General features: G+C 41.5%; 12 protein-coding genes and 2 pseudogenes. 8 read left to right on the forward strand and 6 right to left on the reverse strand.

Translation table 11 applies throughout. The features are described from left to right. The first annotated feature begins 102 nt into the window (after positions 1–102). Positions 103–3,770 (forward strand): annotated as a pseudogene (gene purL / locus SD31_RS03980) (phosphoribosylformylglycinamidine synthase). A gap of 394 nt (positions 3,771–4,164) precedes the next feature. On the opposite strand, the gene SD31_RS03985 reads toward purL, so the two are convergent. Continuing rightward, positions 4,165–4,992 (reverse strand): aldo/keto reductase, encoded by an 828-nt coding sequence (locus SD31_RS03985; RefSeq protein ID WP_052258628.1) that lies wholly within the window; start codon positions 4,990–4,992, stop codon positions 4,165–4,167. A gap of 19 nt (positions 4,993–5,011) precedes the next feature. Next, positions 5,012–5,929, reverse strand: a complete 918-nt coding sequence (locus tag SD31_RS03990) for a glycosyltransferase family protein (RefSeq protein ID WP_231561150.1) — start codon at positions 5,927–5,929, stop codon at positions 5,012–5,014. Positions 5,930–6,114: 185 nt separating this feature from the next. Here SD31_RS03990 and SD31_RS03995 point away from each other — a divergent pair, with 185 nt between their 5' ends. Then, positions 6,115–7,053: a zinc dependent phospholipase C family protein gene (locus SD31_RS03995; RefSeq protein WP_039053190.1), complete on the forward strand. Its 939-nt coding sequence runs from the start codon at positions 6,115–6,117 to the stop codon at positions 7,051–7,053. A gap of 4 nt (positions 7,054–7,057) precedes the next feature. Here SD31_RS03995 and SD31_RS04000 read toward each other — a convergent pair whose 3' ends face one another. Continuing rightward, positions 7,058–10,381, reverse strand: coding sequence for a gliding motility-associated C-terminal domain-containing protein (locus SD31_RS04000; protein WP_052258629.1), 3,324 nt, complete (start codon positions 10,379–10,381; stop codon positions 7,058–7,060). Then, positions 10,369–10,686, reverse strand: coding sequence for a hypothetical protein (locus tag SD31_RS14875; protein WP_052258630.1), 318 nt, complete (start codon positions 10,684–10,686; stop codon positions 10,369–10,371). Before SD31_RS14875 ends, SD31_RS04000 begins: the two co-directional genes overlap by 13 nt. Before the next feature lie 152 nt (positions 10,687–10,838). On the opposite strand from SD31_RS14875, the pseudogene SD31_RS04005 reads away from it, so the two are divergent. Beyond that, positions 10,839–11,465: pseudogene (locus tag SD31_RS04005) on the forward strand (7-carboxy-7-deazaguanine synthase QueE). A 44-nt stretch (positions 11,466–11,509) separates the two neighbouring features. On the opposite strand, the gene SD31_RS18315 reads toward SD31_RS04005, so the two are convergent. Continuing rightward, positions 11,510–12,400, reverse strand: a complete 891-nt coding sequence (locus tag SD31_RS18315) for a Gfo/Idh/MocA family protein (RefSeq protein WP_262506522.1) — start codon at positions 12,398–12,400, stop codon at positions 11,510–11,512. Between the two features lie 16 nt (positions 12,401–12,416). Beyond that, positions 12,417–12,581 carry a Gfo/Idh/MocA family oxidoreductase gene (locus SD31_RS19850; protein ID WP_262506523.1) on the reverse strand — a complete coding sequence of 55 codons (165 nt, stop codon included), beginning with the start codon at positions 12,579–12,581 and terminating at the stop codon, positions 12,417–12,419. A 195-nt stretch (positions 12,582–12,776) separates the two neighbouring features. Between SD31_RS19850 and SD31_RS19855 the strand changes: the two genes are divergently transcribed. The 5 genes from SD31_RS19855 to SD31_RS18330 all read left to right on the forward strand — a co-directional run bounded on the left by SD31_RS19855 (position 12,777) and on the right by SD31_RS18330 (position 15,838). Further along, complete coding sequence (locus tag SD31_RS19855; protein WP_197053524.1) at positions 12,777–13,463, forward strand: DUF819 domain-containing protein; 687 nt, start codon at positions 12,777–12,779, stop codon at positions 13,461–13,463. A 1-nt stretch (position 13,464) separates the two neighbouring features. After that, positions 13,465–14,043 (forward strand): DUF819 domain-containing protein, encoded by a 579-nt coding sequence (locus SD31_RS19860; RefSeq protein WP_197053525.1) that lies wholly within the window; start codon positions 13,465–13,467, stop codon positions 14,041–14,043. A 128-nt stretch (positions 14,044–14,171) separates the two neighbouring features. Continuing rightward, entirely contained in the window at positions 14,172–14,612 is a 441-nt protein-coding gene (locus tag SD31_RS04020; protein ID WP_039053191.1) for an acyl-CoA thioesterase, read from the forward strand. Next, a complete protein-coding gene (locus SD31_RS04025) occupies positions 14,605–15,453 on the forward strand; it encodes a hypothetical protein (protein WP_052258631.1) in 849 nt (282 codons plus the stop codon). Before SD31_RS04020 ends, SD31_RS04025 begins: the two co-directional genes overlap by 8 nt. After that, on the forward strand, positions 15,389–15,838 hold the full coding sequence (locus SD31_RS18330; protein ID WP_052258632.1) for a M1 family aminopeptidase: 450 nt from the start codon (positions 15,389–15,391) through the stop codon (positions 15,836–15,838). The genes SD31_RS04025 and SD31_RS18330 overlap by 65 nt, the downstream gene beginning before the upstream one ends. The last annotated feature ends 16 nt before the right edge of the window (positions 15,839–15,854 follow it).

Consider the following 15,854-nt stretch of genomic DNA (forward strand, 5'->3'; position numbering starts at 1 on the left):
ACTCTTATTTATTCACATCCTTATTTTCCTATCAGATTATTGTGAAAAATATTCCCTAAATTTGTGCTTTAAATTGAAGAACGTTCAAAACTAACATAAATAATGATTCATTTCTTTGAGAACCCATCGAACATCGTTTACGCTGTTCAAAGTGTTGACTCTTTATCACAAGAAGACATTAGTAAACTAAATTGGCTCTTTGGAAACGCCAAAAAACTTGAACAACAAACCATCAACCGTTATTTTGTAGGACCACGTGCTGCCATGATTACTCCATGGAGTACCAACGCCGTGGAAATCACACAAAATATGGGGATTAAAGGATTGATTCGTATCGAAGAATTTCATCCTGTGTCCGAAGACTTCGAAGATTATGACCCTATGATTTCGCAGAAATATGCTGCGCTGACTCAAGAGATGTATACCATCAATATCACTCCCGAACCTATAAAGGAAATTGATGATATTGATGCTTATAATAAATCGGAAGGATTAGCACTAAGTGCTGAAGAAATAGATTACCTGAACAATCTATCTAAGAAGCTAGGTCGTAAACTGACCGACTCTGAAGTATTTGCGTTTTCACAAGCCAACTCCGAACACTGCCGCCACAAGATATTTAACGGTACCTTCATCATCGATGGTGAAGAGCAGCCTACTTCTTTATTCAAGCTGATCAAGAAAACCTCAGAAACCAATCCTAATGAGATTGTTTCTGCATATAAAGATAATGTTGCCTTCATACAAGGTCCTACTGTAACGCAGTTTGCCCCTAAGTCGGCAGACAAACCGGACTTCTACGCAGAGAAGGATTTCGAATCTGTTTTGTCGCTTAAGGCCGAGACCCATAACTTCCCGACCACGGTGGAACCTTTTCCGGTGCCGCTACCGGTTCGGGAGGTGAAATCCGTGACCGTCTAGCTGGTGGTCAGGGCGCCATCCCTCTTGCAGGTACGGCGATCTATATGACAGCCTATTCGCGTCTTATGGAAGACCGCCCATGGGAAAAGGGCATGGAAGAGCGTCCTTGGCTTTATCAAACACCGATGGATATCCTTATCAAAGCGTCAAACGGCGCTTCAGACTTCGGCAACAAATTTGGCCAGCCTCTAATCGCCGGATCGGTATTGACCTTCGAGCATGAGGAGCAAGGACGCAAGTTGGGATATGATAAAGTTATCATGCTTGCCGGTGGTGTGGGCTACGGCAAAAAAGATCAAGCAAAAAAATTAACACCTAAACCGGGAGACAAAATTGTAATCTTGGGAGGGGAAAACTACCGTATCGGCATGGGGGGTGCTGCCGTATCTTCAGCAGACACCGGGGCCTTCGGCTCCGGCATAGAGTTGAACGCTATACAGCGCTCTAACCCTGAAATGCAGAAACGTGCTGCCAATGCTATCCGTGCTTTGGTGGAATCGGATCACAACCCTATCGTCTCCATTCACGACCATGGTGCCGGTGGACACCTGAACTGTCTGTCTGAGCTGGTGGAAGAAACAGGTGGCTGCATCGATATGGATAAACTACCTGTAGGAGACCCTACCCTTTCAGCAAAAGAAATCATCGGCAACGAATCTCAAGAACGTATGGGATTGGTAATTGCCGAAAAGGATATTGAAACCTTACAACGGGTGGCTGACCGTGAACGAGCTCCTATGTACACCGTCGGTGACGTCACCGGCGACCATCGCTTCACTTTCGTATCTAAGACTACGGGAGAAAAGCCTATGGATTATGACTTGGCAGACTTCTTCGGTTCTTCACCGAAGACGTACATGAAAGACAAAACCGTAGCCCGTCAATATGCAGATGTTGAATACGAAGAGAGCAAGATTCCATCCTACCTCGAACAAGTCCTACAGCTGGAAGCCGTAGCATGTAAAGATTGGTTGACCAATAAGGTGGACCGCTGTGTGGGAGGTCGTGTAGCTAAACAACAATGTGCCGGACCTTTACAGCTGCCTCTTAACAATGTAGGCGTGATGGCCTTAGACTTCAAAAATAAAGAAGGTATCGCGACATCTGTAGGGCATACTCCTGTAGCAGCCATAGTAGATCCTGAGGCGGCAAGCAGAACTGCTATTGCTGAAGCCCTATCTAATATCGTCTTTGCTCCGGTGAAAAACGGACTGTCAGGAGTGTCTCTATCAGCAAACTGGATGTGGCCTTGTAACAACGAAGGAGAAGATGCACGCCTTTACAAAGCCGTGAAAGCTTGTTCTGATTTCGCTATTGAGTTGGGAATCAATATCCCTACAGGGAAGGACTCCCTATCCATGAAGCAGAAATATCCTAACGGTCAGGACGTAATTGCTCCAGGAACATTAATCATCTCAGCAGCAGCAAACTGTATAGACATTAACAAAGTGGTAGAACCGGTACTGTCTAAAAATGCCGGATCGATTTACTATATCAACTTATCAAAAGACAACTTTAAATTGGGAGGTTCTTCTTTCGCTCAAATCCTGAATAGAATAGGTAAAGAAGTACCAACCATCAAAGATGCTGCATATTTCAAAAAGGCTTTCAACGTCATTCAGGAACTGATTCTGAATGATCAGGTTGTGGCAGGACATGATGTGGGTTCTGGCGGTCTTATCACCACCCTATTGGAAATGACATTCGCCGACGTAAATCTGGCTGCTAATTACGACTTGTCAGGTCTTGGGGAGCATGATACCGTAAAAGCTTTATTCAACGAAAACATTGCCGTAGTCCTGCAAGCGAAAGACGACAACGCTTTTGAAGCAGCATTAGCACAGTCCGGTGTAGTAGCGGTGAAGATAGGTACTGCCGTAGAAGGCACTACTGTTTCTTTCAAAAACCATGCTGACACCTTCTCTTTCGATGTGGTGCAAACACGAGACATCTGGTATAAGACATCGTATCTTTTGGATCAGAAACAGTCGAAAAATGGAATGGCCGAGGAGCGTTACAAAAACTACAAAAACCAACCTCTATCCTTCTCCTTCCCTTCTCAATTTGACGGTAAAAAACCGGCACGTCCTCATGTAAGACCTAAGGCCGCTATTATCCGTGAGAAGGGTTCAAACTCCGAACGTGAGATGGCCAACGCCATGTATCTGGCAGGATTTGACGTTAAGGATGTACATATGACCGACCTGATTTCCGGTCGTGAAACATTGGAAGATATTCAGTTTATCGGAGCTGTGGGAGGCTTCTCCAACTCAGACGTATTGGGCTCTGCAAAAGGTTGGGCCGGCGCTTTCCTATACAACGAAAAAGCCAAAAAAGCATTAGAGAATTTCTTTGCCCGTCCGGATACCCTTTCTATAGGTATATGTAACGGATGTCAGCTTTTCATGGAACTGGAATTAATCAATCCGGATCACGAAGTACATGGCAAAATGCATCACAACACCTCTGGTAAGCACGAATCCAATTTCGTGTCGGTGAAAATCCAAGAAAATAACTCTGTGATGTTAAGTTCATTGGCGGGATCTACCTTAGGAGTCTGGATATCGCATGGGGAAGGTAAATTCAAGCTTCCATACAGTGAAGACCGATACAATATCGTAGCTAAGTACGCTTATGAGCAATATCCTCATAATCCAAACGGTTCGGACTTCAATACAGCGATGATGTGCGACGCAACAGGACGTCATCTGGTAACGATGCCACATATCGAACGTTCTATATTCCAATGGAATTGGGCTTATTACCCTGCTGGAAGAAAAGATGAAGTAACACCATGGTTAGAAGCTTTTATCAATGCTAGGAAATGGTGTGAAGCCAATAAGAAATAAGTTGGACAAATCGTAATATTTGGAATCCTCCTGCACCATAAAGTGTAGGAGGATTTTTTTTGAACCCTTTCGTCATTCAGTTGTTCTGTTAAAAAATTACAGCCATGAAAGACACACGAAAAGAAATACCCAAAAAGAAGAGCGGAAAAAATGAATTTAAAAAAAACAAGACAGCCCAACACGAAAGTGGAAAGTGATACAGGCAAAAGGCCTGCAAAAGACAAAAGCCCTCTTCCTCCCAATCCCAATAAGGTTGACAACCACTAAAACTGATTTTCCTTTTTCGAAGCTATGCCTTCTCTAAATAGAAAAGGGCAGCTACATATTGCTCTATGTCAAATGGTCCGTATAATCTATCTTAGGAATACGACTTTCATCGAAGACGATATTTAGCTTATCCAGTTCTATGATGCTTTGCTTCAAAGCAAGAAATTGCTCCATAAGTTCTAATTCCTACTATACTTGAGGCTACAACCTTTTTTCGAAGAACATAAGCCAAAGCTATAGTTTCCTTATGCAGTTGATATTGACTAGCTAACTCCTCTAAATAAGTAAGAATGGATTGCATATTGGTGGAAGAATGGGAAAGGTAGGAGTCTTTAGCTTTTCCTAACAAAACACCCTGAGCATAAGCCCCTCTTGCTAAAACCGAAATCTTGTCTTTAAATCTATCGAAATATTTTTCAGGGCGAGTATCCAACATACTGTACTGCATCATATTTGATATAATATTGGATTGTTCGGTAAAGCGAAGAAAAACATTAGGACGGATAGAAGAAATGCCATAATAGCGGATTTTTCCTTGTGCTTTTAATGTTTCTAACGTGTCCAACACTTCTTCAAAATTATCTTCCTTCGTACCACCATGTATTTGATAGACGTCAATATAGTCCGTTTGCAGTCGTTTTAAAGATGCGTCCACAGCATCAAAAATATATTTCGCAGACACATCCCAGGTCCATCCTGACCTATCTTCTTTCCATCTGTTACCGACTTTTGTAGCTATATATACCTTGTCACGAAACTTCTTCAAGGCTTTACCCAATAAGACCTCGTTTTCCCCAAAATCATATAGATCTGCCGTGTCAAAGTAATTTATTCCACAGTCATAGGCTGCCTCAATGATACAAGAACATTCAGCAGAGTCTGATTTCAACGACATGCATCCTAACGCGATCTGCGAGATATTTAGTTCGGAGTTTCCCAATCTATTGTAATGCATAAGTTGATAATTAAAAATGTTATTTATGTCTGTTGACTATGGTCTCTATGATTTGCATGGTGTTGTTAGGATAATTTACCTGCACCACCTTATCGCTATTCAACCATAACTCTATATCGTATTCATACTTTTTCTTCAGACTTTTTATCACCGGCACCCCGAGATCTATCAATGCTGCTGCATTCAAATGTTGCTCATATTGGTTTTTCATAGGAATAGCAAGAATCTTTTTCCCTAGATACAAAGCTTCGGCAGGTGTTTCGAAGCCTGCACCACACAGTACCCCTGATGAAGAAGCCATACTCTTGATAAAGAGGTCACTGTTGATGGGCTGTATTTTAACATTTTTATAACGAAAGGGTTTGGAATTATGCTTGGAAAAGACATCCCATTGTACATCGACAAACTTTGTCAGATGCTTTATTAGATGTGCATCGTCATAAGAAGGAAGGTAAACCGTATAATGTCCATTATTGGTAGGCTCTATCTCGCGGATTGCTTTTCTAATAACAGGAGTATAAATGGAAGAATGGTATTCTTTGAAATGGAAGCCATAGGCATACGAAACAGGTGCATAGTTTTTCATGATAAATTTTCCCATCATATCCGTCTCCTCCGGCTTAGGGGCACTAGGGTGCATCACTCCTATCTGATGACTCAAACCTATACAGGGAATGTCTTTAGTATGGCAAGCCCATGCTGTTATAGGTTCAAAATCATTAATAATCAAATCGTAATTTTCTACCGGAACGGAGTTTATTTCGCGGATGACCTGACGTACGGTGGAGCTCATAAAGGTTTTCCAGATGTCCACACCTCCAGACTTACCAAAGATGAAGCTTAAGCCGTGCAATCGGTATTTGATATCGAAAGGTAAGATAATATCCGCCTGTATTCCGCTTATCAACACATCTACCTCTCCGAAGGCCTGAAGCATGGAATTATGTCCATAGCCCTACACAAATGCCCATTGCCGGTTCCTTGAATTGCGTATAGAATCTTCATCAGCTTCGCTAATCTCCGTATCGAAATTACATAATTTTAGTACATAAAATTTTTAATTCAAAACAATATTAAAATTTGTTGACTTTTTCTTAATTTGAAAGAACCAATTAACTAGTTATGAACATCATCCGATTAGGGTTGTTTGTAGCGTTAATGAGCCTTTGTAGCTGGGGCTTTAATCCTCACAAGAAAATCAATGAAACTGCAGTCTTTCTCCTACCTGCAGAAATGGCCATTTTTTATAAGTCCTATATCAGTCAGATTACCAACAAGGCCGTAGATGCTGACAAGCGCTGCTACATTGATACGGCTGAAAGTCCAAGACATTTCATCGACTTGGATACCTATGAGAACATAGACTCTATTCCTATTCATTGGTCTCAGGCGCAAGAGAAGTTCACCGAACGCGCTTTAATAGCCAAAGGCATTGTCCCTTGGCAGATATATCGTTCCTACAATAGTCTTGTTGAAGCATTCAAGAATAATGATGTAGCGAAGATAATACGTCATAGTGCGGATTTAGGACATTATATCGCCGATGCCCACGTACCTTTACATACGACAAGTAACTATAATGGGCAGTTTACCAATCAAGTAGGAATACATGCCCTATGGGAAACACGCCTTCCAGAGATGTTTATGGAACAGTACGATCTATTTATAGGTCCTGCACGATACATAAACAATCCACTGGAAACCGCATGGAGAATCGTTCGGGAAAGCAACAGCCTTGTGGATTCCGTCTTAATGATAGAAAAGGAACTTTCCCAAACCATGAAGGCGGCGGACATTAAATCATATGTCGAGCGTAACAAGCAGCTTGTATATACCTATTCGGATTATTATGCAGAAAAATATCACGCTGCGCTGAACGGTATGGTAGAACGTCGCTTCCGCTCTTCTATCTTTTATGTGGCTTCCTATTGGTTTAGCGCCTGGGTAGATGCAGGACAGCCCAATCTGAAAAGCCTTACCCTCTCCACTCCTATTACAGAGGAAGAAATCATACATTACGAGAATAAAAAAATTTTAGGGCGCGAAGAATGGCATGATTAAAAGGCTACCGCAGCTTTTCCCGCGTGATGAGGACATGTCCCTTTATAACGGTAGGTTTCTTTTCTTTGTCCCACAGTCTTACCAGATAGAAGTAAGTACCATCAGTTACATTAGGCTGTACCACCCAATCATTTTTGTAATTGTCATTACTATAGATTACATTTTTGAAACGATCAAACACTTGGAACTCACATCTATCATATTTGTATAACCCTATGATTTCGAATGTATCGTTATAGCCGTCACCATTGGGTGTGATGACGTTTGGCAACACAAGACCTGCTACCTCTATCTGTACAGTAGCTTCCTCAGACCAGTTGCCATTTTTATCACGTACAATATAGGTAAATTGATCTATTCCCGAGAACGTCTTTTCGGATTCATAGATGAAGATACCATTACCCTGATATCTCAAACTACCGTGGGAAGGATTGCTGATGATTCTCACACTTTCCTCATCAATTTCCGAATATTCCACAAAATCATTTCTCGTCACAGAAAGTTGAATCTTACCATTGTAAGGCTGCACAAAATAATCATCTACGGCTTGAGGTGAGGTCTTCAGAATCGTGAGATCCACCCTAACAGCATTACTTGCCAACCGACTGTTATCCACGATACGATAGGTGAAATAATCTTCTCCCGACTCAAAGTTGTCATGCTGTTTGTAAAATACTTTTATTCCTTCCACCCGAACATTACCCATACTCGGAGCTTCGATAATCTCAATTTTTCCGGAGTTCCACTCACTGGATCCTTTACGGTCATTATCTAAAATGTTAAGTTCTTTTTCCTGTCCCTGATACAAAGCAATCCGATCGGCTACGGCCGTAGGCGCTGTCGCTAATGGGATAACTAGGCTCTGGTCATCTTCAAATGTCAATCCGGATAAATCTCTCAGTTCATTTCCATATTTAGTGTCCCTGCCCCATAAGGATGCTGATGTAACAATAGCCCCCCTCTGAATGTCTTCTTCTGTTATAACATACTGTGAATTAAAGCATAAATCCCTATTTTGTAAAGTAAAATCATAAGTTACTACCGGATCTGACATTACTAAATCATGTTGCACCCTGAGCTGCTGAATAGAAACTACTCCCTCATGTTTAACGGTATATTCAAAACGTATGGTATCTCCTATGGTAAATTGATTATTCTCGCCTGTGCCTGTATTTGTCACACTCAGTCTTAAGCGAAAATAAGGTGCAGGTGCGATATCTATTCTTGTAATGTTGTTATTATCGAAGGATGTGCCGGACAAGTCTTTCACATCAAACCCTCGAGGGTTCTTTCCTATCACCAACGCCTGATTCAAGACATATCCACGCTCTATATCGGACTTTCTTATGGTATAGCGTCTTGAAAAGGAGTATTCTTCCTCTGGCAAGAGGGTAACATTCACGTCATCTGCAAAAACATTTAGAAGACTATCCGTTAGCTGAAAATCTTTTACCGCCACCAAACCAGTATTCCTAATCGTAAAAACATACTCAATTTCTTCTCCTTCCTCCTGAAAGCCGGAGCCGTTTCGGTCAATATGGTTAGCGGTTTTCAACAAAGCAATCTTTCCTCTTTCATTGTATGGTTCCAACAAAAACACTTCGTCATGAATTTTGATGTTATTACATTCCGTAGGAGCACATTCTTCCTGAGCAGATAAAGGTCTATCAATAGTAATATCAGAAGAAGTAGCATCCGGATCTATATATCCTGGAGGCCGAACCATACCTGCCAAGGCACGAACATATCCATAGGTCTCATCCGGCACATTGTTGGCGTGTGCTGTTATGGTAAGAATCACCTCACAGCCATTGTCTATATCCATTATTGTTCGAAGCGAATGCTGATTAAGCTGTTGAGATGTTATTACCGCACATCCATTGGTTTGGTAAGTTACATTATCTATAAAAAATCCTTGGGGAAGATCAAATTCATATCGGTTACCTAGGGCATGTGAAGGACCATTGTTTTTTACTATAACCTTATATTCAACTTGTTCATTAAGTTCGATAGTGTCCCTATTAGCCTCAATGCTTACTGTCTCCAGATCGGCTATTTCCACTACAATCTCTTTCTCCATCTTTTCTTCTATTTGCACCGCATAGGACCACGTGTCCATAGCCATATTGTTTCCAAAGCTATTAGCCCCCGTATAAAAGTTGTTGTTAATATTCTGATTGGTTGCGGGTGTAGTGACACTGTACGTTCCCCAACGGTGTCCATTCACATTACTAGGAATTCCGGAAAGATTGACCAGCGGGTTGGAGTGTTCTTCTACATTAGGACCCAAAGGGATTTTACTGTCATCCCAATATATGGTAGCAGGACCTATCGTTGCTCCTGCTCTATCTATACGATATAGCAAAAGACCACGCGGATTGATTTCCATATCGAAATATGGAAAATGGACTTCTCCTTCTATCATTGCAACAGTAACGTCTATATCATATTTACCTATAGGGAGATACTTCCCTTCTCCGTCCAATCCATCCCAAAACACTTTATTATCTCCCATTTCAGCATAGACAATAATGTCCTTAGGAGGGAAATTAAAGGTAGGACTCTTACTCTTAATATTGACCCTATACCTTCCCGCATAATTAGTTTCAAAATGTATAAACATTCCTTTAGTATTTACATGCTGAATAGTATTTTCAGAGGATCCTATTCGAATATTACTTACAGTCGCGGTAAGAGGATCCCTTAGCAGCCATGTTTCGCCGAAAAAACCGACTCCGCTGCTAGGCAAGTCTATGCTCGGCAAAGCATAAAACATCTTATGTGTTACATATTGCGAATTGACATCCGGATCATTAGGATTGTGAATCCTAGCGCCATAACCTGCACTTGAACTTTTATAACTTGGATTACCATTATCGTCAAGAAATCCGGAATTATTGACAAAATAAGTAAACCGAAGTCCTATAAAACCATTTCCGTCAACTTTGTAAAGATTTCCGTCTCTCGTCAACACATAATTCACCCCGAAAAATCCGTAATCCTCACTATTCATCAACCCTCCGTTCATATAAAGGTTCAGTACATTTGTATATACTCGTCCTGAAATCCATTCTGTATCGGAGGCATTACGTACAGAAATATCCCAAGCACTTATAAAATTGGAGTTCGCACTTTGTGCCCACTCGTCGTCCGCAGCTACCAACGTAGGAGAAAAGTTGCCTCCCGTATTATTCACCGGACTGATAAATTCTACTGTCCAGATACCCTCTTCATTCACTGCAAACTCATAAGGTGTATAGCCTGCCCTAGGACCAGCAAGCTCAGCTTCCCGATTTGTTAGGCCTCCACTACCTACTATTCTACCCAAAGGACCGAAATATTCTGTGGTAACACCTGTTGGCTCATGATGCGTATGCCACCAGCGCCAACTCCCATAGCACTAGACGCAACAGCAATGGTTTCGTTCATTTTGGCGTAAACAAAGTGACGCGCATGGTTATAGAAGCGCGCAGCATTGGAATTGGCTTGATTAAGAATATGGGGTTCGAGCATGGCTCTGGTACCGCGTACTCCTCGAGGATAAAGATCTTTTGATCCATCCGCCCATAATGTAGTTCGTAAACCACATAATAGAGATAGTATAATGAAGAGAACCTTTACCTTCCAGTTCATCCCGGGTTAGTAATTAGTCAGTTATTATAAATATACGTATTTTGTGGCGCTTTATATAGCCTCTACTCCTTCCGTTTATAATTGGCTGCAATCCATTTAATGACATGAAATTAATATTATTATCCGTAACTTTGCACGCAAAATAATTTTAAATGTCACATCAAGTACCAGAAGACGGAACACTATTGCCTCTGATGGAGGAGTTTTATCACCTTACAGGGAGAAGGATATCATACCGGAAAAGCAGCATATTTTATTCGATTGGGAGGATGTGATATCGGTTGCCATTGGTGTGACGTCAAAGAAAGTTGGGATGCAGAGCTTCATCCACTGACAGCGGCAGACAGAATAGTGGAAAATGCATCTATTTATCCCGCTAAGACGGTAGTGGTGACCGGAGGTGAACCCCTTATCTATAATCTATGACTATTTAACACAGCAGTTAAAAAATCAAGGAATAAAAACGCATATAGAAACTTCCGGGGCCTATCCTCTTTCGGGTACATGGGATTGGATTTGTTCTTTCGCCAAAAAAATTCAAAGCGCCAAGACCAGAAATCCTTAAAGTAGCGGGGGAGCTCAAAGTTATTGTATTCAACAAAAGCGATTTCAAATGGGCTGAAGACCATGCCAAGCTTGTAGGTCCAGACTGTAAACTTTACCTTCAGCCTGAATGGTCCAAGGCGTCAGAAATTACGCCTTTAATAATAGAATATGTCAAAGAAAACCCGAAATGGAATATTTCTTTGCAAACTCATAAATACCTGAACATTCCATAGTCTTAATAAAGCAAGAGCCGATAACTTTATCGGCTCTTACTCGTTTATAAAGAGATAATTTTTCCGGTTTTAACACTTTCATCGCAAGCCATCGCTATACGCAGGCTGTTGAGTGCATCTTGCATGGACTTTGTAAGGTCTCTGTCGTGGATGATGGCATCATAGAAAAAGCGTTGTTCTCTGTTGCAAAGTTCCTGATGATCGGGTTCATCTTCAAGGTTAATCCATTCATCTTCTTTTACAAAATTGTTATGTGCGTCGATATCGGCATGATGTACACGGATAGACTCAGTCTTGGTGTGGGACTCTACGGAATCTGACGCACCATCTTTGGAGGCGCTCTGCGCTATGATGGAAACAGATCCTCTAGGTCCAAAGACGTCTTTTACGAAGAATGCCGTTTGACTCACCATAGGACCCCATCCTGCTTCATACCATCCCACACTGCCATCATCAAAACGTATCTGTAGTTGTCCATAATTATAATTATCATGTGGGATATCCTCTGTAAGTCTAGCTCCTATAGCACTTACTGCCACAGGCCTAGCATCCGTCATCTGACACATTACATCAATATAATGAACCCCACAATCCACTATAGGACTTAAACTTTTCATTAAGTTACGATGTACATCCCACATATAGCCATGGCTTTGTTGGTTCAGATTCATACGAAAAACCAAAGGCGTCCCTAATTTTTTCCCTTCTTCGATAAAACGCATCCAGGAAGGATGATGCCTTAAAATATAGCCTACCACAAGTTTCTTATTAGCTCTTTGGGCCGCCTCTATGACACGCTGCGCTCCTTCTACTGTATCAGCCAAAGGTTTCTCAATAAATACATGAGCTCCTTGCTCAAAAGCCTTAATAGCATATACTTCGTGTGTGTCCGGATAGGTGGAAATACAGACAGCATCCGGCTTTGTAGCTTTCAAAGCTTTCTCATAATCATCAAAAAGTGGATAGTCTGACTGCAGTGTTTTTCTGCAATTCGTTCTTGCTATCACCTCTGGACACAAGACCTATAATTTCAAATTCCGACATATCGTGATAGGCTTTCGCATGGGAAGCCCCCATATTGCCACAGCCAACCACTAAAACTCTTATCTTACTCATATACTCTTTTTGGGGTTAGGTTAAGGTTATCACAATAATAATTAATATTTATCAGGACTCACAACGCATTCTTCTACGCCATAAGATACAAATCATTTTGCGTAAAAAAGATATTAACATGAGTCTCTTTATTTTAAAATTAAACCAAAAAAGGTCAAAAATATTGCATATTTTCACGGTGTTTTAGAGAAAATCATGGAAAACGTGCAAACTATAGAACCTTTAATTACAAATAACACCGTTATTGTTGGGATTTTGATGACTATCCTAGGATTAGTCTTCTATACTTCTGGCATCAAGAACCCCTTTATTCAAAAATTCTACGATATCTTTCCTCCTCTGCTCCTATGTTATTTCCTTCCGGGACTGCTTAATTCTTTCAATGTTTTTGACGGAGAAAACTCTCCTCTTACGACCATAGGGAGCCGTTATTTTCTTCCTGCCTGTTTAATATTGTTTATATTAAATTTAGATCTCAAAGAGATGTGGGCTCTCCGCAAAAGAGCTGGGTTAATGTTCATCACCGGAACAATAGGTATAGTCGTTGGAGGGCCATTAGCCGTATGGCTTACCTCTTTGGTTGCACCCGAAGTTGTGGACGGTATTGGGCCTGATGCCGTTTGGCGAGGATTGGGATCCCTTGCAGGTTCGTGGATCGGAGGAAGTGCCAACCAAGTGGCATTGAAAGAAATTTTACAGCCTTCTCCACACCTATTTTCTGCTATAATTGCGGTTGATGCCTTTGTTGCCTATATGTGGATGGCAATTTTGCTTTATGGGGCCGGCCAAAGTAAAAAGATGGACGCGCTATTGAAGGCCGACTCTTCGGACGTGGATTATCTGAAAAAAAAAGCTGGAAAAAAGAGCCAAAGAAAATGCTAGAATGCCGGAGGCCAAGCATATCATCATCATGCTTGCCTTAGCGTTCGCTGGAACGGGATTGGCCACTTACTTAGCGGAGCCGTTAGCTCAGTACGTTTCGGAAAACTACCCTCAGCTTTCTACCTTTTCCCTTACAAACACTTTTTTCTGGATTATCCTTTTCTCAACCATATTCAGCATTTGCTTATCCTTCACCCGAGCACGCCATTATGAAAATTATGGTGCATCCAAACTGGGTACCGTCTTGTTATACATGTTGATTGTAACAATAGGCATGCAAATGGATATTTTAGCAATTCTTGACAATCCGGGATTATTTATTGTTGGAATACTATGGATATCCTTCCATGCTTTGTTGTTATTTATCGTTGCTAAGATTTTCAAAATTCCTTATTTCTACTTTGCCGTGGGCAGTATGTCCAATGTGGGAGGCGTTGCTTCGGCTTCAGTAATGTCGGCTGCGTTTCACCCTTCGTTGATATCTGTCGGAGTAATCCTTTCTGTGTTCAGCTATGCCATAGGAACCTATGCAGGCTGGCTGACAGCCATACTTATGCAACTTGCATCAGGAGCGCAATAACATTCAACAAAATACTTTATGAGCACAAGGCGATATGAAATAAACATATCGCCTTGTGCTTTATTTCCTCTAAGCTCGTCTTTTTAAAACGTTTTCTTATATTTAGGAAACCTTTTAAGACAATACTTATGGACAACATATTTTACGAAGGCCAAGTTCTTTGGGCTCAGATAGATGCAAACCGACATTTACGGCATTCCGCTTATGCGGATTTCTGCGCTCAAGCACGAAGCAATATGCTCAACCGCATAGGACTTTCTCTGGACGAGTTTGCTCAATATAATATAGGTCCTATACTTTTCCGTGAAGAATTGGTTTATCACAGAGAAGTAAGACTTGACGAATATATCAAGGTAAGCACGGCGCTTAGCAAGTTCAACACCATAAACGGCAGGTTTTCCTTCCGCCATCAGATTATCAAAGGAGATAACAGCATAGCCGCTACAGTCAATGTGGACGGAGCATGGCTGGACCTCGAAAAAAGAAAACTGACAACCATCCCCAAAAGTTGGAAAGAATTCATGAATAAAATTCCTAAAACCGAAGATTATATTGAAATCCATGAATAAACTATTTCTTTCATTCTTTGCAGCAGGAACTTTATTCTTAGCATCCACCACCGCGAAAGCGCAGCTTATGCTGGCCAAAGATTTATTTACAAAGGCTGATTCCTTGCGGGGGCAGTTGACACCCCTACGTACTTGCTATGATGTACAGTACTATCACTTGGATATACAGGTTGACATTGACAAGAAATATATCTCCGGATCGAATCTTATAAGGTTTAAGACTGTCGAGGATTTTAAGACCCTACAGATAGACCTTTTTGACAATCTATCCATCGACAGAATCGTTTACCGCGGCAAAAACCTAAAATTCGACCGTCAGCATCACGCGGTGTTCGTACATTTTCCCAAGAAAATCAAGCGCGGAAAGACAGACTCGTTTACCGTTTATTATTCAGGAAACCCTATACAAGCTACGCGGGCTCCTTGGATTGGAGGATTCGACTGGAAAAAGGATTCCAACGGCAAACCTTTCGTAGCTACAGCCGTACAAGGCTTAGGAGCCAGTGCTTGGTGGCCCAACAAGGACCATCAGTCCGACGAACCGGACAGCATGAGAATTTCCGTGGCTGTACCGAATGGACTTATCAACGTCTCTAACGGCCGCCTTGAAAAGGTAGAACCACTAAACAACGGCTATACCAAATATCATTGGAAAGTTGTTAACCCCATAAACAATTATAATGTTGCTGTAAACATTGGTGATTACATCACTTTCAATGAAAAGATTAAAGGTGAAAAGGGAGAGCTCGATGTTGTCTATTATATCCTTAAAGAAAATGACAGACGAAGACAAAAAAGAACATCTTCGCAAAAATGTCAGACAGACCATAGAAGCCTTTGAATATTGGTTCGGGCCGTACCCCTTTTATGAAGATAGCTATAAAATAGTAGAAACGGCACATCTAGGCATGGAACACCAATCGGCCATAGCGTATGGTAACAAGTTTTTGAACGGCTATTTAGGAAGAGATGGGTCCGGCACAGGATGGGGAAAGAAATGGGACTTCATCGTTGTACACGAAAGTGGACATGAATGGTTTGGCAACAATATCACTGCCAAAGATATAGCCGACATGTGGATTCACGAAAGCTTCACCAACTATTCCGAAGCGCTGTTTATAGAATATTTTTACGGCAAGGAAGCTGCACAGGAGTATATATACGGAAACCGACGCGGCATCCTGAACGATAAACCTAATCCAACGGGACCTTACCAACGTAAATGAAAGAAGGATCGGGTGA

This window comes from Sphingobacterium sp. T2, assembly GCF_000814685.1.
GTDB lineage: Bacteria > Bacteroidota > Bacteroidia > Sphingobacteriales > Sphingobacteriaceae > Sphingobacterium > Sphingobacterium thermophilum.